The organism is Asticcacaulis sp. SL142, assembly GCF_026625745.1.
In the GTDB taxonomy this organism is placed as follows: Bacteria; Pseudomonadota; Alphaproteobacteria; order Caulobacterales; family Caulobacteraceae; genus Asticcacaulis.
Genome location: NZ_CP113061.1, coordinates 2,561,177 through 2,586,244, shown reverse-complemented (window position 1 = coordinate 2,586,244; position 25,068 = coordinate 2,561,177). Strand labels below are relative to the sequence as shown.

General features: G+C 56.3%; 20 protein-coding genes. 5 read left to right on the top strand and 15 right to left on the bottom strand.

The genetic code is table 11. The features are described 5' to 3' along the window. Window positions 1-92 precede the first annotated feature (92 nt). The 5 genes from OVA03_RS11755 to OVA03_RS11735 form a co-directional block, all read right to left on the bottom strand. Window positions 93-1,235 carry a PQQ-dependent sugar dehydrogenase gene (locus tag OVA03_RS11755; protein ID WP_267524808.1) on the bottom strand — a complete coding sequence of 381 codons (1,143 nt, stop codon included), beginning with the start codon at window positions 1,233-1,235 and terminating at the stop codon, window positions 93-95. Window positions 1,236-1,388: 153 nt separating this feature from the next. Next, entirely contained in the window at window positions 1,389-1,820 is a 432-nt protein-coding gene (gene rplS / locus OVA03_RS11750; protein ID WP_189484828.1) for a 50S ribosomal protein L19, read from the bottom strand. A gap of 45 nt (window positions 1,821-1,865) precedes the next feature. Further along, complete coding sequence (gene trmD, locus OVA03_RS11745; protein ID WP_267524806.1) at window positions 1,866-2,594, bottom strand: tRNA (guanosine(37)-N1)-methyltransferase TrmD; 729 nt, start codon at window positions 2,592-2,594, stop codon at window positions 1,866-1,868. Window positions 2,595-2,711: 117 nt separating this feature from the next. Beyond that, window positions 2,712-5,036, bottom strand: a complete 2,325-nt coding sequence (locus tag OVA03_RS11740) for a TonB-dependent receptor (RefSeq protein WP_267524804.1) — start codon at window positions 5,034-5,036, stop codon at window positions 2,712-2,714. A gap of 208 nt (window positions 5,037-5,244) precedes the next feature. Continuing rightward, on the bottom strand, window positions 5,245-5,916 hold the full coding sequence (locus OVA03_RS11735; RefSeq protein WP_267524803.1) for a pentapeptide repeat-containing protein: 672 nt from the start codon (window positions 5,914-5,916) through the stop codon (window positions 5,245-5,247). A gap of 112 nt (window positions 5,917-6,028) precedes the next feature. On the opposite strand from OVA03_RS11735, the gene rhuM reads away from it, so the two are divergent. Further along, window positions 6,029-7,060, top strand: coding sequence for a RhuM family protein (gene rhuM, locus OVA03_RS11730; protein WP_267524801.1), 1,032 nt, complete (start codon window positions 6,029-6,031; stop codon window positions 7,058-7,060). An 84-nt stretch (window positions 7,061-7,144) separates the two neighbouring features. On the opposite strand, the gene pnp is transcribed toward rhuM, so the two are convergent. From pnp to rbfA, 4 genes are all read right to left on the bottom strand, one after another. Next, entirely contained in the window at window positions 7,145-9,385 is a 2,241-nt protein-coding gene (gene pnp / locus OVA03_RS11725) for a polyribonucleotide nucleotidyltransferase (RefSeq protein WP_267524799.1), read from the bottom strand. 285 nt (window positions 9,386-9,670) lie between these two features. Further along, a complete protein-coding gene (gene rpsO / locus OVA03_RS11720; RefSeq protein ID WP_267524798.1) occupies window positions 9,671-9,940 on the bottom strand; it encodes a 30S ribosomal protein S15 in 270 nt (89 codons plus the stop codon). Between the two features lie 22 nt (window positions 9,941-9,962). Further along, window positions 9,963-10,916 (bottom strand): tRNA pseudouridine(55) synthase TruB, encoded by a 954-nt coding sequence (truB, locus tag OVA03_RS11715; protein ID WP_267524796.1) that lies wholly within the window; start codon window positions 10,914-10,916, stop codon window positions 9,963-9,965. Beyond that, window positions 10,916-11,374: a 30S ribosome-binding factor RbfA gene (gene rbfA, locus OVA03_RS11710; RefSeq protein WP_267524794.1), complete on the bottom strand. Its 459-nt coding sequence runs from the start codon at window positions 11,372-11,374 to the stop codon at window positions 10,916-10,918. The genes truB and rbfA overlap by 1 nt, the downstream gene beginning before the upstream one ends. Before the next feature lie 241 nt (window positions 11,375-11,615). Between rbfA and OVA03_RS11705 the strand changes: the two genes are divergently transcribed. Beyond that, window positions 11,616-14,375: an AMP-binding protein gene (locus tag OVA03_RS11705; RefSeq protein WP_267524792.1), complete on the top strand. Its 2,760-nt coding sequence runs from the start codon at window positions 11,616-11,618 to the stop codon at window positions 14,373-14,375. Between the two features lie 89 nt (window positions 14,376-14,464). After that, complete coding sequence (locus OVA03_RS11700) at window positions 14,465-15,664, top strand: DUF418 domain-containing protein (protein WP_267524790.1); 1,200 nt, start codon at window positions 14,465-14,467, stop codon at window positions 15,662-15,664. On the opposite strand, the gene OVA03_RS11695 is transcribed toward OVA03_RS11700, so the two are convergent. Beyond that, window positions 15,642-16,340: a hypothetical protein gene (locus OVA03_RS11695; RefSeq protein WP_267524788.1), complete on the bottom strand. Its 699-nt coding sequence runs from the start codon at window positions 16,338-16,340 to the stop codon at window positions 15,642-15,644. The genes OVA03_RS11700 and OVA03_RS11695 overlap by 23 nt on opposite strands. A gap of 105 nt (window positions 16,341-16,445) precedes the next feature. Then, window positions 16,446-17,324 carry a formyltetrahydrofolate deformylase gene (gene purU / locus OVA03_RS11690; RefSeq protein ID WP_267524786.1) on the bottom strand — a complete coding sequence of 293 codons (879 nt, stop codon included), beginning with the start codon at window positions 17,322-17,324 and terminating at the stop codon, window positions 16,446-16,448. A 275-nt stretch (window positions 17,325-17,599) separates the two neighbouring features. On the opposite strand from purU, the gene OVA03_RS11685 reads away from it, so the two are divergent. Next, window positions 17,600-17,911 carry a hypothetical protein gene (locus OVA03_RS11685; RefSeq protein ID WP_267524785.1) on the top strand — a complete coding sequence of 104 codons (312 nt, stop codon included), beginning with the start codon at window positions 17,600-17,602 and terminating at the stop codon, window positions 17,909-17,911. Window positions 17,912-18,104: 193 nt separating this feature from the next. Further along, complete coding sequence (locus OVA03_RS11680; protein WP_267524783.1) at window positions 18,105-18,299, top strand: YegP family protein; 195 nt, start codon at window positions 18,105-18,107, stop codon at window positions 18,297-18,299. 93 nt (window positions 18,300-18,392) lie between these two features. On the opposite strand, the gene infB is transcribed toward OVA03_RS11680, so the two are convergent. The 4 genes from infB to rimP all read right to left on the bottom strand — a co-directional run bounded on the left by infB (window position 18,393) and on the right by rimP (window position 24,883). Further along, complete coding sequence (gene infB, locus OVA03_RS11675; protein WP_267524780.1) at window positions 18,393-21,596, bottom strand: translation initiation factor IF-2; 3,204 nt, start codon at window positions 21,594-21,596, stop codon at window positions 18,393-18,395. 185 nt (window positions 21,597-21,781) lie between these two features. Then, window positions 21,782-22,549 (bottom strand): RNA-binding protein, encoded by a 768-nt coding sequence (locus tag OVA03_RS11670; RefSeq protein WP_267524778.1) that lies wholly within the window; start codon window positions 22,547-22,549, stop codon window positions 21,782-21,784. Beyond that, window positions 22,524-24,200, bottom strand: coding sequence for a transcription termination factor NusA (gene nusA / locus OVA03_RS11665; RefSeq protein ID WP_267524776.1), 1,677 nt, complete (start codon window positions 24,198-24,200; stop codon window positions 22,524-22,526). The genes OVA03_RS11670 and nusA overlap by 26 nt, the downstream gene beginning before the upstream one ends. Continuing rightward, on the bottom strand, window positions 24,197-24,883 hold the full coding sequence (rimP, locus tag OVA03_RS11660; protein WP_267524774.1) for a ribosome maturation factor RimP: 687 nt from the start codon (window positions 24,881-24,883) through the stop codon (window positions 24,197-24,199). The genes nusA and rimP overlap by 4 nt, the downstream gene beginning before the upstream one ends. Window positions 24,884-25,068: the final 185 nt, after the last annotated feature.

Below are 25,068 nucleotides of genomic sequence, written 5' to 3'. Positions count from 1 at the left end.
ATGATTGGTCCCCGTGTCCCTCAAAACCATATAGGTAAATCGTGAGTAGCGCCGCATTGGTTTAATAACGGGGCGTGGGGTCTGTGACCCCACTACTTCGGCTGTAAGCGCACGATCCGGCCATCGACACTGTCATAGGCGACATAGATCAGACCATCCGGCCCCTGAATAACGTCGCGGATACGCTCGGCTTTGTCTTCCAGCAGCTTGGTTTCCGACACGACCTTAGTGCCGTCGAGCTTTAGATGGCTTAAATACTGAAATTTCAGTGCGCCGATAAACAGATCGCCCTTCCATGAGGGGAAGGCGTCGCCGGTGTAGAACAACATGCCCGATGGGGCGATCGACGGGTTCCAGTAATGCAGCGGCTGTTCCATGCCGTCCTTGGCCTTACCTTCACCGATCTTGGCACCGCTGTAATCGACACCCAAGGTAATGACCGGCCAGCCATAGTTTTTACCGGCTTCGGGCGCGTTGATTTCATCGCCGCCCTGCGCGCCGTGCTCATTGGTCCACAGCTCGCCCGTCGCCGGATTGATCGCCGCCCCTTGCATATTGCGGTGACCGTATGACCAAATTTCCGGCTTGGCATCGCTGCGGCCCACAAACGGGTTGTCCTGCGGGATGGTGCCGTCGCTGTTGATGCGGATGACCTTGCCGAAGGTATAGGTCAGATCCTGCGCCTTTTCTCGGTAAGATGCCCGGTCGCCGGTCGTGATAAACAGCTTGCCATCGGGCGCAAATACAATGCGCGACCCCCAGTGATTGTTGCTTTTGACCTTTGGGATTTGCTGCCAGATGACCTTGAGGTCGGTCAGGGCTTGCCCGGAAAATTTAGCGCGCGCCACGGACGTGCCCGCAACGCCCCCTTCACCGGGTTCGGAAAACGACAGATAGATATATTGGTTTTTGGCAAAGTCCGGATCGACCGCCACGCCCAAAAGCCCACCCTGTCCCGCGTCAGCTACCGCAGGCGTACCGCTGACCAGCTTAGGTTTGCCGTCCTTGGAAATGACCTGTAGCCGCCCGGCTTTCTCGGTCACCAGCAGACGCCCATCCGGCAGGAAGGCCATGCCCCACGGCTGCTCCAGCCCTTCGGCGAAGGTTACGACCTCAAAGGATTCAGTGACCGCCGCAGCAGGTGCCGCATTTTGTGAGGTCGCGGGTTTATTACACGCCGCCGTCACCGCCATCACACTTAGGGCAATGCCCATCATCCAGTTTGAGCGTTTCATATAACCACCTGCTGCTTTTATATTCAGGCTAGTTTAGAGCGCATCCCAAAAAGTGTTAAGCGGTTTTTGGATAAGATGCGCGTCAAAAAAAGCCACAAAAAACCCCTTTGTGAGGTCACAAAGGGGTTTAATGGTTTTCGTATAAGGTTTCGATTAACCTTCGGAAGCCTCGCTCTTGCTGGCCATCTGGGCGCGCAGTTCAGCACCCTTGGAGCCGCGAGTCGAGTTTTGCGAACGCTCGACGATACGGGCCGACTTACCACGGCGGTCACGCAGGTAGTAGAGCTTGGCGCGACGGACGACACCGCGACGCTTGACTTCGATACCGTCGATCATTGGTGACAGCAGCGGGAATACGCGCTCTACGCCTTCGCCGAAGCTGATCTTACGGACGGTGAAATTTTCATTGATGCCGGAACCGGCGCGCGCGATGCAAACGCCTTCGTAGGCCTGGACGCGTTCACGGTCGCCTTCCTTGATCTTGACGCTGACGCGGACGGTGTCGCCCGGCTGGAATTCAGGAAAGGATTTGCCGGCGCGCAGCTTGGCACATTCTTCGGCTTCGAGCTTTTGAAGCAGGTTCATCATAGTCTCCAATATTGTAGGTGCCGGTGGGCACACTGTTGAGGCTTAATCGCCTTTTGCCTGTGATTTGGAAAGATGCGCCGCCCACAGATCGGGACGTCGTTCTTTCGTGGTTGCCTCTCGCATCTGTTGCCGCCAGAGCGCCGCCTTTTTATGGTCGCCGCTTAACAGCACTTCGGGGATGTCGAGGCCCTCAAACGTCCGCGGTCTTGTATACTGCGGGTGTTCAAGGAGACCATCCTCAAAGCTTTCGTTATCAAGGCTGGCCGATGCGCCGAGAACCCCCGGAATAAGCCGCAACGTCGCCTCAATTGTCACCATCGCCGCCGACTCTCCGCCCGCAAGGACGGCATCGCCAACGCTGATTTCTTCGAACCCGCGGGCATCGAGCACTCGCTGATCCACCCCTTCGAACCGCCCGCACAGGACAATAAGGCCTTGGGCCTTAGACCATTCGCGAACCCGACCTTGCGTCAGTGGTTTGCCACGGGCACTCATGTAAATGAGCGGTCGATTGGAAACATCAATCGAATCAAGCGCTTTGGCGATTACATCCGCTTTGAGCACCTGTCCGGGGCCGCCACCCGCAGGGGTGTCGTCAAGGAAGCCGCGCTTATCGCTCGAAAAGGCGCGAATGTCCACCGTTTCCAGCGTCCAAAGCCCAGATTCTTTTCGGGCATTGCCGATGACCGATACATCCAGCGGCCCCGGAAAAGCTTCCGGGAACATGGTCAGCACCGACACAGCGTAAGGTCTTTGAGAATCTTCAGACATTGAATAATCCAGAATTGCCCCCCCTATATACCTCCCCAACTTGTTGGGGAGGGGGACCGCTTTGCGATAGCAAAGGGGTGGTGGGGGCACTTATCACGAAGCCCCCACCTTAGCAAATCAGTGTCTTAGCCGCAAAGTAAGTCCGATGGTCCGGGGCTGCGACAGGAAGGCGTTAAACGTCCCTGACTGGAACGGGGCACCAAACACGACCTGATAATAGGTCTCGTCGGTCAGGTTCTGACCCCACAGTTCGACCGCTACACTATCATCCGGTCTCAAAAGGGACAGACGACCGTTAAGGAGCGTAAACGCTTCCTGTATCTTAATCGCCGCCAGATCAGAGCCGGTATTATAGGCCGAATTATAACGCGCCGTCAGATTGGCCCGCAGCATCCAGTTCATCACCTCACGCTGGTAATCCACACCGGAAGTTACCGACCATTTGGGCGCAAAGGCCGCTCTGTGGTTGGTAAGCTTGGGCAGCCCCGCCACGGCTTGCGGCCCGAATTGGGCCTCGGCAAAGGTCGCCCCGCCCCACAGTTTCAAGCCCATCGACGGGATGCTGTAGCGCGTTTCAAACTCCACACCCCGCGATTTCAGCTCCGGGATCGATTTTACGAGAAAGCTGGTGCCCAAAAAGGTATTCAGCTGGAAATCCTCGAACGCCTGATCAAAGACAGCGGCATCCAGCGCCAGCCGCCCCCGCCACCACCGGCCTTTGAGACCGACCTCATAGGATTCGGAAGTTTCTGCCGCAAAGGATGTATCCTTATCGGCCGCAAACGTCGCCGTCTGCTCACGGTCGAGGTTGTAGCCCGCCCCTTTCCAGCCGCGCGCATAGGACACATAGGTCATCAGCGAGGGCAGGGCCTGCCATTTCAGACGAAACGATCCGGTCGTGGCGTCTTCTTCATGTTTTTGGCCATAGGACAGATTGTTAAACGCCGGATTGGCAAACGACTGACAGATCGTGCCGACCCCGCCGATATTGAGGCTTTGTGCCGCCGCACAGGCCACGCCGCCGTCAGAATTCGTATGGCGGCTGATCAGGGTCTTGTCCTGTTTATTAACGCGCAGACCCAAAGTCGCCGTCACGGTTTGAGTGAAATGCCAGCTATTGTCCGTGAACAGAGCGATATTACGCTCTTTCTGGTTATAGACATCATTCATGCCATCTCCCGCCCCAAAAGACTGGCCCACAGGCCGTCCAGTAAGCTGGGACACCCGGTTGATATTGCCACCAGCCGATAACAGCAGACCCAGATAGGGCTCATAGGCCGCGCCATAAATATACTGATCATGGCGGGTCAGGTCTTCGGACGACAGATAAAGACCCACCATCCAGTCCAGCTTAGGCGTGCGACCAGCCACCCGCAGTTCCTGGCTTAAGGTATCAAAGCGATTGCCAAACGCGCCGTCCGGTTCGCGGTAATAGATATCGGCTGATGAGAAATCCGCATCATAGCCATTGGTGTGATCCCAGTGACGGGCGGCCGTGATCGAGGTCAGATCGATCGTATCGGACAACCGCACCACGGTTTCAACTGACAGGCCCGCATCGACCAGCACCTGCGCGGTTGAACGGTTGGACCAGACTTCGCGGCCCTCGAGATTGATCGTCTGGGCCACACCGCTGTCGGGGGCCAAAAGGTCGATATAGGCCGAGGTCGCACCCTTTACCACGGCCACACCCGCGCAGCAGTTTTCATCGCGCTTGGTATAGTCACCGATCACACGCACGGTCACGGTGTCATTGGGCGCAAACAACAACTGACCGCGCACGGAGTAATAGTTCTGATCATTGTCGCGGTCGTCGCTACGCGGGCCATTGCCGGTATGGACTTTGTACTGACCCTCACGGCTGCGATAGGTCAGGTTCAGCGACCCGGCCACGGTCTCACTAAGCGGCCCGGTAGCATAACCGGAAACCCCTAGCGTGCCATGTTCACCGGCGGTCAGCTCCAGGGTCTGGCGTGGGGCCATTTCCGGTGCCTTGGTGACGACCTGAATAAGGCCGGCCGAGGCGCCCTTGCCAAACAGGCCCGACTGCGGCCCTTTCAGGATTTCAATACGATCCACCTCGCCCAGATCGCTCATGGCCGTGGCGGTACGCGCCCGCACCACGCCGTCGATCACCACACCGACCGAGGATTCCAGACCCGGATTATCGCCGACCGTGCCGATACCGCGCAGGCGGGCCGTGGTCTGGGCCTCGTTGGCGGTCGAGGTAATGATCAGCGATGGGGTCAGGCTTTGCAGGTCTTTGAGGTCATGGGCGCCTGCTTGCCTGAGTTGGTCGCCTGTGACGACCGCAACCGACAATGGCGTGGTCGCCAGCGGTTCAGCCCGTTTCTGGGCCGTGACCACGACTTCAGTTACATCTTCAGTGTCCGCATAGGCCGGTACGGCATATGCGCCCGCCATCGCCACGACGCTTGTCATGGCGGTAGCAGTTAAGGCCCTAGCGCTCCCCAGCGAGGCCTTAAAGGTTTTTGAGTGCATTAAATTTTCCAGTTACAGCTATGTCACCGTCAGGCAACAGGCGTTGCGTAGCCGGTTTTCAAACGGGTCACAAGCTATTTGCGGTTGATGATAACGCTTACCTTACGCTACGGAAACCAGAGCCGGTTTATGAATACCGGCCCATCCCTTATAGCACTTTCAAGCCCAGTTCGGACAGAAGTTCTGCGGCCTGAGCGCGCGAAATGGTCGCCCCTTTGAAGCGGCGGGCATCCTCAAGACGCACCCCGCCGATGTCCGTACCGCGCAGGTCAGCGCCTTCGAAACGGGCATTATCCAGGATCGCATCGCGCAGGGAACAATCCTCAAACACCGCTTTTCTGAAATCACAGCGTTGCAGATCGGCATTGTGCATATCCAGCGATTTCAGCGTCTGCTTGCTGAACGAAAACCCGCGCAAATGAGCATCGTTCAGGCGGCATTCTTCAAAGGTCACATCGATATTGCGACTGTCGCTGAAATTGGCACCGGTCAGCTTACAGCGCTTAAAGGTCGCCTGCGGCAGGACGGTGCCCTTGAATGAGGTGTTATTGAAATCGCAGGCGGTGAATTGCGCTTCGGTCAGATCAGCGGAGGTAAAATCAGCCTGCCCGCCCTTGCAGCCGATGAACTGCGCATGTTCCAGCTTGGCGGATTTGAATTTGGTTTTGCGCAGGATGCAGTCCTCAAACACCCAGCCGTTGAGAATAACATCCGACAGATCGATGGCTTCGACCTCGCAGCCGATAAGCTTTACCGGCTCGCCCTTATTGGCCAGCAACAGGATCGCGCCACGGTCAAGGATTTGGTCGGTGATTTGCATTTTTCCAGTTTTTCAAATTGATACAACGGTTTGAAATATAGCCTTGAGAATGTGGACGAAACAGAAAAATCGCGATATGTTGCCAAATTGTTCCCGCTTTATAGGTGAAATAATGACAGATAAGGACGCCGAACCCGTTCATCTCATAGAAGATGCAGATACCGGAGACAGATTTCTTGTTTATGGAACTGATAAAGGTTTGCGACTGGACATCCGATATGAAGGGGAAGCGCTATGGATGAGCCAAGCCCAGATCAGCCAACTTTTTGGTAGGGATGTTTCAACAATTTCCCGGCACATTAATAATGTGCTTGATGAAGGCGAACTGGAAGAATCGACTTCTTTGCAAAAAACGCAAACAACGACAGGTCGTCCAGCCATACTTTACAGCCTAGATATGGTTATATCCGTTGGCTATCGGGTCTCATCAACTCAAGCTACTATTTTCCGGCGTTGGGCAACCAGCGTTTTGGTTCAGTTCGCTACAAAAGGCTTTGTTGTAGATTCACAGCGCCTGAAACAGCCGGAAAATTTCGACCGGGTTACTGAGCTTCGCGAAATAATCCGCGATATTCGCTCAGACGAAGCTAACCTGTATCGAGAGCTTCGTTCGATATGCGCCATGTGCCAAGACTATGATGGAACAACAGAGTTGGCTCGCGAGTTTTATCAAAGAACTCAAGCTAAATTGGTCTATGCAGTGACATCATTTACGCCAGCCGAACTTATCGTAAAAAGAGCAGATTCAAGCGTAGACAATATGGGGTTACAGACTTGGCCACATGAAAATATTAGAAAGATAGATGTTACTGTCTCAAAGAATTATTTGGCACAAACTGAAATAAAAGAATTAAATCGATTAACATCCATACTTCTTGATATATTCGAAGATCAGCTTGATTTGGGTCGTTTGACGACAATGCAAGAAGCGCAGAACATTCTTGACCTACAATTAAAGCAGCTTGGTCGTACCGTCTTAAATACAGGTGGTTCTATAAAAGCTTCTGACGCTAAACGTAAAGCAGAATCTCAGTATGAGAAATATATACAAATTCGAAAAGAGGAGCGTCAACGAGAAGCGGATAAACAAATATCTTCCATAATTAAAGAAGTAAAAAAACTACCCAAAACGAAGAAAAAATAAAAGGCGACCCCTCAACGGGATCGCCTTTCGTTATCCTTACCCGTTCGGCTTTGCCAAGCTAACGGGTGCAGGGTCTAGACCCTGCTAGTCGCGGCGCGGACGGCGCGGCGGACGGCGGTCGCCGCGATCACCACGGTCGGAGCGCTCAGCACGTTCTTCCGACGGCACTTCTTCACCGGCTTCGATGCGGGCCGCGCGTTCAGCCGCCAGCTTTTCGGTCAGGTCTTCGCCGGTTTCCTGATCGACGACCTTCATCGACAGCTTAGTCTTGCCGCGATCATCAAAGCCCATGAACTTGACCTTGACTTCGTCGCCTTCTTTCAGAACGTCGGCAACCGTGGCGACCTTTTCGTTCTTGATCTGGGAGACGTGGACCAGGCCGTCCTTGGCACCAAAGAAGTTCACGAATGCGCCGAAATCGACGACCTTCACGACCTTACCGTTATAGATAGCGCCGACTTCAGGCTCAGAGGCAATCGACTTGACCCACTCGCGGGCGGCGTCGATCTTGGACTGCTCAGAGGCCGAGATCTTGATGGTGCCGTCGTCAGCAATATCGATCTTAGCGCCAGTCTTTTCGACGATTTCACGAATGACCTTACCGCCGGCGCCGATCACTTCACGAATCTTATCCGTCGCGATCTTGATGGTTTCGATCTTAGGTGCAAACTCACCCAGCTCTTCACGGGCGCCGGAAATGGCCTTGTTCATCTCTTCCAGGATATGCAGACGGCCTTCGTTCGCCTGACGCAGCGCCTTGGTCATGATTTCCTCGGTGATGCCGGGAACCTTGATGTCCATTTGCAGCGATGTGATGCCGTTGACGGTACCGGCGACCTTAAAGTCCATGTCGCCCAGATGATCTTCGTCACCCAGAATGTCCGACAGAACCGCAAAGCCGTCTTTTTCCAGGATCAGGCCCATGGCGATACCCGATACCGGCGACTTCAGCGGCACACCGGCATCCATCAGCGCCAGCGACGTACCGCAGACGGTCGCCATCGAGGATGAGCCGTTGGATTCGGTGATCTCAGAGACCACGCGCACGGTGTACGGGAATTCTTCCGCCGACGGCAGCATCGGACGGATAGCCCGCCAGGCCAGCTTACCGTGACCGATTTCGCGGCGACCGGGCGAGCCCATACGGCCGGTTTCACCGACGCTGTATGGAGGGAAGTTATAGTGCAGAAGGAACTTTTCTTTGTAGGTGCCTTCCAGGCTGTCGATGAACTGCTCATCATCGCCGGTACCCAGCGTCGCGACCACAAGTGCCTGAGTTTCGCCGCGGGTGAACAGGGCCGAGCCGTGGGTGCGCGGCAAGATGCCGACTTCCGACACGATCTGGCGAACCTTATCGACCGGACGGCCATCAACGCGGCGGCCGTGATCGATGATGTCACGACGCAGAACGTCGGCTTCACATTCCTTAAAAGCCGAACCGAAGATGGCGGCATCGACGCCGTCCGGGTTTTCATCGGATTTCACGAGAGCCGCGGCGGCCTTTTTCTTGGCGTCGCCGACGGCATTGCGGCGTTGCTCTTTACCCTGATGGGTATAGGCTTCGCGGATGTCATTGCCGACCAGAGCCTTGATCTGAGTGACGACCTCTGAGAAGTCTTCGGCTTCGAACTCGAACGGCTCCTTGGCGGCATGCTCGGCCATTTCGATGATCGCTTCGATTACCGGCTGCATGCCGGCATGAGCGAACATCAGCGCGCCCAGCATCTTGTCTTCGCCCAGTTCCTGAGCCTCGGATTCGACCATCATCAGAGCGTCTTGCGTACCTGCGACAACGAGGTCGAGCGAGGATCCCTTGGTTTGGTCGAGGGTCGGGTTCAGAACATATTCGTCATTGATCAGGGCCACGCGAGCACCACCGATCGGGCCCATGAACGGCACGCCCGACAGGGTAAGCGCTGCAGACGTGGCGACCATGGCCAGAATGTCCGGATCATTTTCCATGTCATGCGACAGGACGGTCACGACGACCTGAACTTCGTTCTTGAAGCCCTTAACGAACAGCGGGCGGATCGGACGGTCGATCAGACGCGACACCAGGGTTTCTTTTTCAGACGGGCGGCCTTCGCGCTTGAAATAACCACCGGGGATCTTGCCGGCGGCGAAGGTCTTTTCCTGATAGTTGACAGTCAGCGGGAAGAAATCCTGACCCGGCTTTGGCGAGCGTGCGTACACGACGGTGGCCAAAACTGTGGTTTCCCCGTAGGTGGCCAGAACCGCAGCATCTGCCTGACGCGCGATACGGCCGGTCTCAAGGGTCAGCTTACGGCCAGCCCAGTCAATTGTTTTTCTTTTGATATCAAACATATGTTTTTCTTTCAGTTCCCATCAGGCCCATTCCCAATGGTGCGAAGCGCTATCCGAAAAGTGCCCGTGTGTTGTTTTGGGGATTTTCGGACTCGAAGCGCGACATTTTAGATGTGCATCGATATTTTTAACTATGCCCGCGCCCAATATCGCATTTTACGCGAAAGTTCCATTGAACTTTTTGTTGAGGGGCGAATAGCCTGAATTCGCGGTAAAGCCCCGCGAATAAGCAAAAAGGGCTTGAGGTTTGGCCCCAAGCCCTTTTTGTGATTTTTACCGCAAAGATTAACGGCGGATACCCAGGGTCTCGATGATCGCCTTATAGCGGTCGGTGTCACGAGAAATGAGGTAGTCCAGAAGACGACGACGCTGCGAAACCATCTTCAGAAGACCGCGGCGGCTGTGGTTGTCTTTCTTGTGCGTCTTGAAGTGTTCGGTCAGATTGGTGATGCGCTCGGTGAGGATTGCAATCTGGACTTCAGCGCCACCCGTATCGGCTTCGGTGCGGGCGTGGGTATGGATCAGTTCGGCCTTACGGTCGGGAGTGATCGACATCGGGTTTCTCCTTATTGAGAAATTAAGGGTTTAAAATCCGGGTGGGCCATAGCTGGCCTGCCCGCAATTCGCACAGGGCCTGAACCTCACCTTCGTGACGCGCCTGAACTGTTCTGAGGTGTTCTTTGCGGCCCGCCTCACGGCGGATTTCAAAGGCACTTTTGAGCAGTTCCACTTGACGCGGCAGAAGGGTCAAAGCCTGACCCCGCTTGAGCTTAAAAGCCTCATCTTCGGTCACAGGCAACGCCGGGATGTCGTCCAGCGCCGTCTCAACCGGAAGCAAAGCCTCCAAGGAGGCGGCTCTATGCACCATTTCCGTCAGATTATCCAGTGTTTTTGTGTTGGTCAGGTCAAAGGCCCCGACGCGCTCCCGGCGCAGGTACGACACATGGCCGCACGCCCCCAGATCAAGACAGATATCGCGGGCCAGTGAGCGCACATAGGTGCCCTTGCCACAATGGAGTATAAACTCGGCTTCGTCAGGGCTAATGATGACCTCAAGGTGCAGATCAAAGACCCGAACCGTGCGGGCATCCAGCTCAACCTCAATGCCCTCGCGGGCCAGATCATAGGCGCGCTTGCCATCGACCTTGATGGCCGAAAAGGCGGGCGGCACCTGCTCGATGTCCCCAATATAGGCGGGCAGAACCTTAACGATGGCAGCCTCAGCCGGGCGCACATCGGACGCGGCCGTGACCTCGCCCTCAGCGTCATAGGTGTTGGTGGTCTGACCCCATTTGATGCGAAAGCGATAAACCTTATCGGCCTCCATCAGGTAGGGTACGGTCTTGGTCGCTTCACCGAGGGCTATCGGCAAAATCCCCGACGCCAGCGGATCGAGCGTCCCGGCATGACCGGCCTTCTGGGCATTGAACAACCGGCGGATTTTCGAGACCGCGTCGGTCGATCCCATATCATAGGGCTTATCGAGACAGACCCAGCCGCTGACCGGATCGCCTTTTTTAGTGCGCCCCATCAGTCTTGGTCATCTTCATCATGCGCCAAATCCTGCGCCACTTCCGGGCGGGAGAACAGCGCATTGAGGCGCGAGGCTTCGTTGAAGCTTTCGTCATGCAGGAATTTAAGCGCGGGCGTGAACTTCATGTCGATCATTCGGCCCAAAACGCCGCGCATAAACTTGGCATGGCGGTTGAGCGCATCAATGGCCGGCTTGACCTTCTCAGGAGAAACCCCCGTTAGCAGCCCCGCCCCCAGCGGCTCGACAAAGATAGTCGCATGACGCAGATCAGGCGAACAGCGCACTTCGGTCACAGTGATCGACACCCCGTGCAGGGCTTCGTCATGGATCTCTTCTTCGCGCAGGATTTCAACCAGCGCATGGCGGACCAGTTCCCCGGCGCGTAATTGTCGCTGTGTGGGGCCTATAGCTTCGGCCTTTTGGCCTTTGCCGGATGTATAAGATGCTCGTTTCATCCGCGCCTTATAAATCATTTTAATTAAAGCGCATCCAAAAAGTGTGACGCGACTTTGGGCGCCCTATTCGCATCTATGTTGCACCGCCGAAATATTTCTGCTTTTTAAGATGTGTAGGGTAGTGACGACCACATAAGGCTTAGTCACCGACAAAACTTCTGAAAGTCCCGATATTTGACACGGCCCTTGGTATGGGATTTGCAGTAACCACGGTCTAACCTGCCCGACACCGGATTATCGCATGGCCACCGCCTCGTTTTTCAGTTTGACACACCCTTCGCGTTCGATCGCCCTGATCGAGGGTGATGTCAAAATCAGCTATGGCGACCTGTCGGCGCGCTGCGATGAGCTGATGCAGCACCTGAAAACCTGCCTGCCGGGTCAGCGGTCGCTGGTGTTTTTAAGTGTGCGAAATGATGCCAAGTCGGTCGTGCGCTATCTGGCCTGTCTGCGGGCGGGCTATGCCGTCCATCTGTTTTCGGACTATGAGCCGGCGCGTCTGGATGACCTGATCACGCTATATAATCCGCATTTCGTGATCCGGCCCGAAGCGGCTGACGGTGACATCACAGCCCGCCACGCTCAGGATCTGGGCCTGCACCCGGACGTCAGTGTTTTAATGTCCACTTCGGGCTCAACCGGCACGGCCAAGCTGGTCAAGCTGTCGGTCAAGAACCTGCAAGCCAATGCCCGCTCGATTGCACAATATCTTGAACTGACGGCCAAGGACCGGGGGCTGCTCAATCTCAAATTCAGCTACTCCTTCGGTCTTTCCATCCTGCACAGCCATCTGTTGTGCGGCGGATCGGTCGTCTTAAGCGAAGCCTCGGTCACTGACGCTGACCTGTGGCAGGCGGTGAAGGCCCACAAAGTCACCGGCCTGTCCGGCGTGCCCTATAGCTTCGAAGTGCTGGAACGCAGCCGTTATCTGGGCAATCTGAAAACCCTGCGCTACGTCACTCAGGCCGGTGGTAAACTGTCGCCTGCGCTGGTCACCCGCTATGCCGGACTCAGCCAGCAACAGGGCTGGAAGTTCTATGTGATGTACGGCCAGACCGAGGCCGCCCCGCGCATGGCCTATCTGCCGCCTGACATGGCGACCCGCTACCCTGACTGCATTGGTCGCGCCGTCCCCGGTGGCCGCCTGTGGCTTAAGGGCGAAGACGGTACGGAAATCACCACCCCTGACACGCCCGGCGAACTGGTCTATGAAGGCGACAACGTCATGATGGGCTATGCGGAAAGCCTGCCCGATCTTGCCCGTGACGACCGGCTTGATCACCTGCTGACCGGCGACATCGCCTGCCGCAACGCGGACGGCCTGTTCTATATTATTGGCCGCGCCAAGCGGTTTATCAAACCCTTCGGTGTGCGGCTTAACCTTGATGATGTCGAACACAGGCTGCGGGAGCGTTTAGGCGAGGTTGCCTGCACCGGCACGGACGATAAGATCGTCATCGCCACCACCGCCGATACCGACATAGACGCTTTGAGCGCATGGGTCTGTGAAACCTATAAACTGCCGCCCTTTATGGTGTCAGTCCTTAAGGTTGAGGCTATTCCACGCCTGTCCAATGGCAAAACCGATTATCAGGCTTTGTTGCGACAGGCCGAACAGCCAAAGACCGTAGCCAATGGCCATTCGGCGCCCAGATCACGCTGGGACAGCATTGCCGCCATCTATACCGCCCTGTCCGGTGCCAAAATCATTTCCGGCCAATCGACCTTTGCGTCCCTCTCCGGTGATTCCCTGTCCTATGTGCAGATATCCCTGGCGATCGAGGACTATCTCGGTTTCCTGCCCGAAGACTGGGAAGTGCAAACCATAGATGCCCTCGAAGCCCTGCGCGGTCAGGTGGTGCCTGAGACCGCAGGCAACCGGCTGCATTATCTAAACACCTGCCGCGTGCTGATGCTGCTGATGGGGATTCCCTACCACGCCGCCATGGTCTTCAGTGAACATAAGGATTGGCTGATCACCTCAGCCCAAACCTCCCATACGGCCACGATTTTTGCGGCCACCACCCACAGCTTTCGGATGTTCGCTTTCTTTTTCATCAGCGGCTGTTTCTCGCTGTTGATCCTTAAGCGCGCCGATGTCAGAAAATGGCTGGATCGTCAGTTCGTGCGCCTGGGCGTGCCGGTCATTCTGGGCAGTCTGTTGCTGGCCCCCCTTGAAATGGCCGCCATAGCCTTTACCCCCGGTCGGGAGGGGCCGCCCGCCTCTGACTACTGGCTCAGCATGGTCACAACCCTGTCGCCGCAGTGGCTGACCCACCGCTGGTTCCTGATTACCCTTATGGCCCTGATTAGTCTGCTGGCGCTATTTTGGGTGGCCCATAAACGCGGCCTGGCCGGCCACCTGCCGCAGCGCTTTATCGATAAGGTCGGTGCCAGGCCCAATCTGGTCTGGGGTCTGATGCTCGTCTTTCTGTCCGGATGGGGGCTTGGGCTCGCTGCCTTGGGCCGGATTTTGAGCGCAGAACATGACCTGCTGTTTGGTGTGTACGAATATCGCTCGATACTGGCGTTCGGGCCGGCCTTCTTTCTGGGCGCTATACTGGCGGGGCAGCCTAAGCTGTTTAACTGGTTCCTCAAGCCGTCAGCCTTTGCCTATATCTTAGGGGCCGTGCTGATCTGTGTCTTTGTCTACTATGATCACTCTCAGACCCTCATCGGCAAGATTGCGCAAAACATCAACTGGCTGCCGTGCGGCTTATTGGGGACGCAGATTTTCCTCAGCCTGATGCACAAATGGGCCAATAAACCGCATCCGATGGTGGCACGGCTGCTCGATGCCTCCTTCGTCATCTACCTATGGCACATGGTCTTTGTGCTGGTGTTCAGCGCGGTGTGTATTGAGCTTGATCTCAATCCGATCCTGTCGATTGTCCTGACGACCGCAGGCACCCTGATCTGTTCGTGGGGCGTTTATCTGGGCATTGCCCGTTCAAAGATTTTAAGCTTCATCTTCAACGGCGGGCCATTGCGGATGGTTTGACCCGCGCTGGCCCGACGCTCCAAATCCTGTTATACGGTTAAAAAAACGCCTGCCCGATCAGGCGAAAGAACAGATATGGGGAAAATACCGTGGCGCCTGTCAAACCTGAATTCACTCCGCGGATGGAGGGTCTCGACGCTCTGCGGGGCTTTGCCCTGTTTGGGTTGTTCATCGTCCACATGCCGGAATTGTTTGAACTTTATTGGGCCCATCCGGTTACTGATCCGGCTCAGCTTATCTGGCACGATGTCATCTTCACGGTCTTTGCCGGTAAGGCCTTTGCGTTGCTGGCCCTGTGTTTTGGCGTGTCGTTTGTCATCATTATGGATCGGTCGGCCCAGAAGGGCGTCGATTTCACAGGCCGGTTTGTCTGGCGGTTGACCATTTTATTTCTGATCGGCTGCGCGCACGCCGTCTGGTATCGTGGTGATGTGCTGCAGGTTCTGGCGGTTATGGGCCTTTTCCTGCTGCCATTTTACCGGGTGAAATCCAATGCGGTGGTGGCCGCCATTGGTGTGCTGTTACTGCTCCAGCCGCTGATGTGGGTGCACATCATCAGCGGTCTGAACGGCGCCGACTGGGCCAATCAGCCCCTGAAATTCTGGAGCGCCGAAATCCCCGAAGTTTACTTAAGCGGCGGGTTTGCTGAGACCATCGCCATGAACATCAGCGACGGCCACGCCTTTAAATGGCTGTTCATGTATGAATCCGGCCGCCTCAGCCAGATTTTAGGTTTGTCGCTGATAGGCATGGTGTTGGGCCGGATCGGATTTTTCCGCGAACCGGTACGCTTTTCCGGCGAGCGCCTGACAGGGCTGGTTATAGCCTTCGTCGCCGCTATCGGGCTTTATTTCAGCCGCGGGTCTATCGCCGACCTCATGCCCGCAACCGAGGCCATGTTTATGCCCAAGTCTCTGTTTAGCGCATTTTTGTCGAGCCTGTTCGACCTCAGCGTCATGACCGTGCTGATGCTGGGGTTCATGAGCCTCTACTATAGCTTTGCCCATAAGGCGCTCAATGTGCTGGCCCCTGCCGGGCGGATGACTCTGACGCTCTATGTGGCGCAATCGCTGATGTTCGTGCCGGTCTTTTACGGTTACGGACTTGGGATGCACGCCACCATGACCCAGTCCGAGGCCGTACTGATCGGGCTTGCCGCCTTCGCCGCTCAGGTCGCCTTTGCCCATCTGTGGTTCAAAGCATTTCTTTACGGCCCGCTGGAGTGGTTGTGGCGGGCGGCGACCTATTTAACCGTCAAGGTGCCATTTACGAAGTCAAAAACGCCCTGAGCGGCACATATAGCCCCAACCGGTTATTCCACGCCGCCCGCTGCATCAAGGCGCTCAACCAGGCCACATAGGCCTGCGCCATCAGGAATGACAGGTCATAATAGGCGCGGATCATGTCGCTTAAGGCATCGGCCTGAGGCAACGGCATCTCAACCTCGTCGGCAATGGGTTGAAAACGGATCGGTTGGGCGGGCGAACCTTCCGCAGGCCTGAGCCCCATCGCCAAACCATACCGGACATAGGCCTCAAGCCCCGCACCATCATAGGCCCGAAGATGCGCTTCTGCCTCCGGCTGAGTTTGCCGACCCGCGTCAAAGGCATAATAGGCGAGAATTGCCCGACAGACCGCCATATCATAGGTGTGCTGGATGCGACCCTTATGGCTCATGACGCGGTGAGGGCTTGGGCGGTTTTCATTGACCGTTTCAAGCCGCGCCTTAATCGCCCGGATGCGTGGCTTATCGGTGTGCCAGTCGGCGCTGATCGTGCCGATATGGGCGTTTTGCACCCCGCACAGTCGCGCCAGACCGCGCTGGGTCAGATAGAGACTGTCGTCACTGAGACAACCCATGCCGACGCCATCATATTCGCCATAACGCGTTATGTAAACGTTTGAAATCTGGGGTTGTTTTCGCTTACGCCCTTTTTTTACAACCGTTTTGACGGCATCGGACATGACTTTTGACCCCTCTGTAGGGTGCCGATACTGCAACGCCAAATTGCGCCTGACAAGGGCAATTAACCCCGTATTAAGAGAATCTTTTGCGCGCGTTCACACGGTTCAGGAGAAGACAACCGTTTTACTGCCATTGATAATCACCCGCCGTTCCGCATGCCAGGTCACGGCCCGCGCCAGCACCCGCGCCTCGATATCCTGACCAATGGCGACCAGTTGTTCCGGGGTATGGCCGTGGTGAACGCGCTGCACGTCCTGCTCGATGATCGGGCCTTCATCAAGGTCTGAGGTCACATAGTGCGCCGTCGCCCCGATGATCTTGACGCCGCGCTGATGGGCCTGATGGTAGGGCTTGGCGCCCTTGAACGACGGCAGGAACGAGTGGTGGATATTGATGCAGCGCCCATCCAGTTTGCGGCTCATCTCATCCGACAATATCTGCATGTAACGCGCCAATACCACCAGATCGACGCTGTGATCATCGATCAGTTTCAGGAACTGCGCTTCCTGCTCGGCCTTGGTGTCCTTGGTGATCGGCAGATGGACATAGGCCAGGCCGTTCCATTCCACAAAGGAGCGCATGTCTTCGTGGTTTGAGACCACCGCCGCGATATCGACCGGCAGCAAACCTGCCCGCCAGCGGTGCAGCAACTCATAAAGGCAGTGGCCGAATTTCGACACGGCAATCAGCACCTTGGGCTTGACGCTCAGGTTATGGATTTTCCATTCCATCGCAAAGCGGTGCGCGATGGGCTTAAACCCTTCTTCGAGGATCTGCATCGGCGGCATACGTCCGCCCGCCTGACGGAAGACAACGCGGACATAGAATGTATCACCTTGCGCATCATTGAACTGGTTCGACTCGACGATCGAAATATCGTTGTCGTTCAGATAGCCCGACACCGCCGCCACGATACCGCGCGTATCCGGGCACTTAATGATCAGGACATAATGGGACGGATCGAAAAAGGTCGTATCAGGCACAGGCGTATTCCAAAGGTTTCCCCGCTATAGCAGGCAAATCTTTCGAAAAGTCAAAGGTTTCAATTGAAAGAAAAAAGGCGTGGGGTCATCGACCCCACACCCCTTAAAATGTCAGCGGCGAATCGAAAATCAAGCCTGAAAAACACAAAGGAGCGCGCGGCAAAAAAATGATAAATTAAACTTAGAAAAATTTTAGGAATGTTAACGAAAGATTAACATTTAACTTAAAGGACAAGTCGTGTAAATTGAATGAAAGGAAGCTAGGAGATTATGAAATGGACGAAGAAATTTTAAAAAGAGTGGGCAAAAGAATCGGGGACATGTCCGACCTTCCTGAGTCCCTAAAAAAACAACTCCAAATTAACAAGATGGATGAATTAGAGGAGAAAATTATAAATGTTATTGATTCATTTGATAAAATCGCAAACATAGATGAAATTTTAGTGGGTTTATATCGAAAATATGAACTTCTTTTAGAGCGTACATACCTATCTAACAAGCTGTACAGAATGACAAAAGCCAACCTGATAGAAAGCGTACGCGAAAAGAAGGGGGTTTATCGCAAGAAAACCGCGCGGGAGGATTGATGTGGGGATTGATTTTTAAATGAGGTGTGCTAGATATGGTTAAGGCCAACCGAACGAGTCGATTGGCCTTAACTGGGACAAGATGCATCTGCCCCATGCTGTGACAAGCTTGGCAAGTATAGGGTGTCCTTTCATTTTTTGCAAGACCGTCCCCGCTGAAGACGCTCTTGCGCCAACCTGAAAGGGTCATTCGATGACCAACGCTAACTCACTGTATCAAGCAGATAAGCCCGTCTTTGAAGTTTTTCCGACGGTTAACGCGCAATATTATTGGCGTGCAAAAGCCGCAAACGGGCGCATTTTGTGTCATTCGGAAAATTACACAACACGACAAGCGGCTGTAGATGGTGTTAACTCACTGATACGGAATATAAAAAAATATTATTAACTAAAAAAACACCCCGCCATTATTTGGCGGGGTGTTTTTAATAGCTTCGCTTAGGCCCAAACAACGTCTGGGCCTAAAACTTTTACATTAGGCTTAAAGCGTCCGCTTGATCTCTTCGACGGTGAAACATTCGATGAAGTCACCGGCCTTAAGATCCTGGAAGCCGTTGAAGGCCATACCACATTCCTGACCGACCACAACCGAATTGACCTCGTCCTTGAAGCGCTTGAGCGTCGAAAGGACACCCATTTCCTGAATGACGATGTTGTCGCGCAGGATACGCACACGCGCCCCCTTCTCGACACGGCCTTCGGTAACGCGACAGCCCGCAACCCTGCCAACCTTGGAGATGTCAAACACCTCAAGGACTTCGGCATTGCCGAGGAAGGTTTCGCGCTGGATCGGCGCCAGCATGCCCGACAGCACACCTTTGATATCATCGATCAGGTCGTAAATGATCGCATAATAGCGAATTTCCACGCCTTCACGTTCGGCCAGATCGCGCGCCTGCTTGGAGGCCCGGACGTTAAAGCCGATGATCGGAGAGTTGGAACCCTTGGCCAGTTGGACGTCAGATTCCGTAATCGCACCGGCACCCGAATGGATGATCCGTGCACGGACTTCGTCGGTCGCCAGCTTATCGAGCGAACCAATAATCGCTTCGGTCGAGCCCTGAACATCAGATTTGATGATCAGCGGCAGTTCCTTAAGGCGCTTATCCTGCAACTTCGACATCATGTCGGTCAGAGAGACAGCCCCCACCGGAGCCACCATCTTTTCACGACGCAGACGCTGACGGTACTCGGTGATTTCACGGGCACGGGCGTCGCTTTCGACCACGGCCAGAGTGTCACCGGGATCAGGCGCGCCGTCCAGACCGAGGATTTCCACCGGCTCAGACGGACCGGCCTCAGCCAGTTGTTCATTGCGCTCATTAATAAGGGCGCGCACACGGCCCCAGCTTGAACCAGCCACCACGATATCGCCACGCTTCAGCGTACCGCGCTTAACCAGAACCGTTGCCACCGGACCACGGCCCTTATCGAGCTTGGCCTCAATCACCACGCCTTCGGCGGTACGGTCAGGATTAGCGCGCAGATCAAGCACTTCGGCCTGAAGCAGCAGAGCTTCGATCAGATTATCAAGGCCGAGACCGGTCTTGGCCGAGACTTCGATAATCTGCGTGTCACCGCCCAGCGATTCCACCACGACTTCATGTTGCAGAAGCTCGTTGATGATGCGCTGCGGGTTCGCCTCATGCTTATCCATCTTGTTGACGGCCACGATCAGCGGCGTCTTGGCGGCACGGGCATGGTTAATAGCTTCAATCGTCTGCGGCATGACGCCGTCATCGGCTGCCACCACCAGAACCACGATATCGGTGACATTGGCCCCACGGGCCCGCATGGCCGAGAAGGCGGCGTGACCTGGGGTATCCAGGAAGGTAACCTTTTCACCCGCAGGCAAACGCACCTGATAGGCACCGATATGCTGGGTGATGCCACCGGCTTCGCCCGCAGCCACATCGGCTTTACGCAAAGCATCCAGCAGCGAGGTCTTACCGTGGTCAACGTGACCCATGACGGCCACGACCGGCGGACGCACAACGGTGTCGTCCGAATGGTCTTCAGCGTCGATAAAGCCTTCTTCGACGTCAGATTCCGAGACGCGCTTAACGGTGTGACCAAATTCGGTAGCGACCAGTTCGGCGGTATCGGTATCAATGATGTCGTTGATCTTGAGCATCATGCCCTGCTTCATCAACATCTTGATGATGTCAACGGCGCGGACAGCCATACGGTTAGACAGTTCCTGTACCGTAATGACGTCAGGAATAACCACTTCACGGGCCGTACGGGTCTGTTCGGCCTGTGAGCCTTTGCGCTTTTCGCGCTCACGTTCACGCGCACGTCTGACCGACGCCAGTGAGCGCATCCGGTCAGCCGAGCCCTCACCGTCACCGACAACAGCTTGCAAGGTAAGGCGGCCTTCACGGCGCTTAGGTTCACCACGGGTTTGCGAAACGGCCTTGACGGGCGCGCCGGCCTTGCCGCGCTTGCCGCGGGCATCATCATCTTCACCGACGCGGCCACGGACATCAGCCGGCTTACCGGCAGGCACAGCGCCGCGCGATGAGCGGATGCGGTCAACTTCGGGTGTCGCGGGCGCATTGGCCGAAACGCCTACGCCAGGACGCGGCGGACGCGGCGAATTGGCAGAATAACGAACGGTTTCACCACCGGCAGGCCTTGGACGATCGCCTTGCGGTCTGTCACCCTGCGGACGGTCACGGTTAAACGGCGGACGATCCCCTTGAGGACGATCACCCTGCGGGCGGTTGCCCTGATAGCCCGGACGATCCCCTTGGGGGCGATCACGGTTAAACGGCGGACGGTCACCTTGAGGTCTATCGCCTTGAGGACGATCGCCTTGCGGACGATTGCCCTGATAGCCAGAACGCTCACCTTGGGGACGATCCCCCTGCGGGCGGTCGCGGTTAAATGGCGGACGGTCACCTTGAGGGCGGTCGCCTTGCGGACGATTACCCTGATAGCCCGGACGATCCCCTTGAGGACGGTCGCCTTGCGGGCGGTCGCGGCCAGCTTGATAGGTCGTGGTTGGCCGATCCCCTTGCGGGCGGTCATTGCGGCTATCGGGGGTGCGCTGATCATAGCGCGGACGCGGTTGATCTTCGCGCGGCGCACGGGCCGGACGCGACAGGGCCTGATCGATAGCCGGATTAAGCTGAACCGAAGGCGCTTCCGCCTTAACGGGCTCAGGGGCCGGTGTCGGGGCGGGGGCGGGTGCTGCCACAGGCGCAGACGCCTCTGACTTAACAGGCTCAGCCGCAGGTGCGGGCTTTGAGGCGTCTTCGGCGGCGCGGCGGGCGGCATCGGCCTGCTGACGCTGACGGGTTTCAGTCTCACGGCGCTCCTGATCAACGCGCGCTTGCTCGATCACGCGGCGACGGGCATCCAGTTCTTCCTGACGCAACCCGCCGGGATTACTACCTTGCGGCGGACGCCCCCCAGATTGAGGACGGGACTGGCCCTGATTTTGTGTATTTTGCGGCTTAGGCGCGGCCATATTGCCTTCGATACGCGACCCGCCACCGGCGGGCGGCGGCACACCAATACGGCGCTTGGTTTCCACCACCACGGTCTTGGAACGGCCATGGCTGAAGCTTTGCTTCACCGTGCCGGTCGACACACTGCCGCCGACACGCGGCTTCAAGGTGAGAGGTGCCCGTGTATTGTCGCCTTTCGGCCCGTCGTTCTTATCGTTCGCGTCGCTCATTCGCTAGCTTATAATCCTTTAGGAAACGAAGATCGTTTCGCTCAACTACCAAGTCCGCAATATTGCCAAAAATGCAGGCTGTGGCCCGCTTAAGCAATGAATTGTGGCGTTCTCATACTGCCTTGGGCCTCAAAATACTAGGCATAATAGCCCCAAGGTCGATAATTCATCCGCGTATTAGCGCATTAATCGGGTGCTGTGGCTTGCGCACCCTCCGTATAGTTCCAGCCCGGTGGCACCAGCGGCACAAACCCTGACAGGCGCGTCACTTCATGCTTCCAGCGCCTGATGCGCTTACCGTTCACCAGCGCCAGATGGACCGCGTTCTCAAGGCCCAGCGCCAGACTTAGCTCGTCATTACTGAATAGTCCGCACACCTTCGGCGAAACCGAAGGGCCGCTGCCTACAGCTCTGGCCAGCGCCAAAATCTTTGAACGTCCGTCATCGGCACTATCCGTCGCTTCGATAATCCACGCGGCCTTACCGGAGCGGATACCGGCCATGACTTTTTCAAAGCCTAAGATAATCTCGCCTTCACGGCGCGCCATCCCGAGCAGATCAAGGCAGCGCCTGCGCAACAGATGACATACTGTGTCCGCCAGATCGGCATTCGCCTTGACCTGACGCTTAGCCGCGCGGGCAAACAGGTTCTTTTTGACCGCCAGATTAAGGCTGTCACGCGACGCCTTAACCCACAGGCCACGGCCCGGCAGCTTTTGCAGCAGATCCGGTGTCACCTGCCCGTCCGGGCCAATGACAAAACGGATCAGGCCCGCCACATCCGCCGCTTCACCAGAGGCGATGTCACGACGCTTCAGCCCCTTCACATGGGCAGGCTCGCACAGGATTTCAACCCCGTCCTCCGCAATCCGTTCAAAATCGGATGGGGAGGACAGGTTTAGATCATTATGAGGAACTACAACCGGATCATTGTTCGGGTTCGGCGACGTCATCTGCGGTCGCGCTCCCTTCATCATCTACGCCTTCAACACCTAAGTCATCAAGATCGGCATCCTCAAACTCAGGCTCAGGCGGGGCTTCAGGGGCTTCGATCCAGCCGGCAGCGACGCGGGCATTGAGGATCAGGCTTTCCGCGTCCGGCACCGACAGGCTAAAGCTTTCCAGCGCGCCAGCAATCTTGACCCGGTCAGCGCCGCGCTGCTCATAGCCGCCACGGATTTCGTCGGTCGCCAGATCGGCCAGATCTTCAACCGTCTTCACACCGGCTTCACCGAGCGCCACAGCCATGGCCAGGGTGAGACCATTAACGGTCAGCAGATCGTCATCGACGCCCAGAGCGACGCGCTTGGCATCCAGTTCCGCCACTTCTTTTTCAAGGAAGTCACGGGCACGGGCCTGAAGCTCAGAGGCGGTGTCTTCGTCAAAGCCTTCGATGACGGCGATTTCGTTTTCATCGATATAGGCCAGATCTTCGACCGTCGTGAAGCCTTCGGTCACCAGAAGCTGAGCGATAACCTCATCGACATCGAGCGCTTCCTGGAACAGGGCGGTACGCTCGGCAAATTCCTTCTGGCGGCGCTCAGAGTCTTGGGACTCGGTGATGATATCAACTTGCCAGCCGGTAAGCTGCGACGCCAGACGCACGTTCTGGCCGCGACGGCCGATCGCGAGCGACAGTTGCTCATCCGGCACGACCACTTCGACGCGGTCTTCTTCTTCGTCCAGAACCACCTTCGACACTTCGGCAGGTGCCAGAGCGTTGACGATAAAGGTCGCGTCATCGGGCGACCATTGGATGATATCGACTTTTTCGTTTTGCAGTTCGGCGACCACCGCCTGAACGCGCGAACCACGCATACCGACGCACGCCCCGACCGGGTCGATCGACGAGTCGTTCGAGAACACCGCCATCTTGGCGCGCGAACCAGGGTCACGCGACACCGACTTGATTTCGATTACGCCGTCATAAACTTCCGGCACTTCCTGGGCAAAAAGCTTAGCCATGAAGCCGCCATGAGCACGCGACAGCATGATTTGCGGGCCCTTGGTCTCACGGCGCACGTCATAGATATAGGCGCGGATGCGGTCATTGATCTGGAAGGCTTCACGCGGGATCGACTGATCGCGGCGCATGATGCCTTCGCCACGGCCCAGATCGACAACGACATTGCCGTATTCGACCCGCTTAACCGTGCCGCTGATGATTTCACCCACGCGGTCCTTGTATTCATCGTACTGCCGCTCACGCTCCGCTTCACGCACCTTATGGGTCACCACCTGACGGGCCATCTGGGTCTGGACGCGGCCCAGTTCAAACGGCGGCAGAACCTCTTCGTAGGCCTTGCCGACAAAGGCTTCCTTGTCGTCTTTCAGGGCGTCGGTCAGGGATTTTTGAGCGTATTCGTTTTCCAGCTCTTCGTCCGGCACCACGGTCACATAGCGGGTGATGGCCATTTCGCCGGTCTTGACGTCGATCTTGACGCGGATGTCGTGATCAGCGCCGTAACGCGAGCGCGCGGCCTTTTGGATGGCCTCTTCGATGGATTCGATAACCACATCCTTGCTGATCTGCTTTTCGCGCGCGACCGCGTCGGCAATTTGCAGCAGTTCAAGGCGGTTGGCGCTAATTCCGGTAAAGCTCATTGGGTGCGATCCTTATCGTCTTCATTATCTTGTTCGTCATCGAAGTCGTCATCATCAAACGCTTCGTAATCAAAATCTTCGTCGTCATTGGCAACGACACCATCATCGGCGTCATCGCCCCCGTCAAAATCGTCTTCGTCCTCATCCTCACCGGCTTCCCGGCGCGAGGCAGCCTTTTCAGCCCCCTGCTTCAGCAGCTCGTCGGTCAGGATCAGCTTGGCCTCAACCACCCACGCGAACGGCATAAGCGCGGTCTCTTCTTCGCCCTCCAGGTCGATGGCGACATGATCATCTTCGATACCGGCCAGAATCCCGCGAAAGCGCTTACGTCCTTCTGCCAGCCGGTCAAGCTCGATGCGGGCTTCTAATCCCTCATAGGTCACAAAATCCTTAAGGCGCGTCAGTGGCCGGTCGATACCGGGCGACGACACTTCAAGAATATATTCGCCGGTGATCGGATCAGCTTCGTCCATATAGGCCGAAATGGCCCGCGACAGACGCGCGCACTGGGCGACATTGATGTCACCGTCCACTTTACGTTCCGCCATGACCTGCAACCGGCGCGCCCCGTCGGGCTTATTGGAGCCCATCAGGCGCACTCGCACGATATCAAGGCCCAAAGCCTCGGCAATCGGGTCGAATATCTCGATAAGCTTACGATCTTCGGTCGTTTTGGCGCGCACGCTAGGTACTGTCTCCGCGATATATAAGTCCGGCCTTGCTGTTGTTTAGGCAACAAAAAAGCGGCTGGCCTTTCTATGGGCCGCCGCCGATAGCCCGAAGGCATCCGGTCGATGTTGAAGCCTGTATAGAACCGGATTTCGCATTTGCCAAGTTCTTTCTTGAAGACACGTTTTCAAGCCGTCCC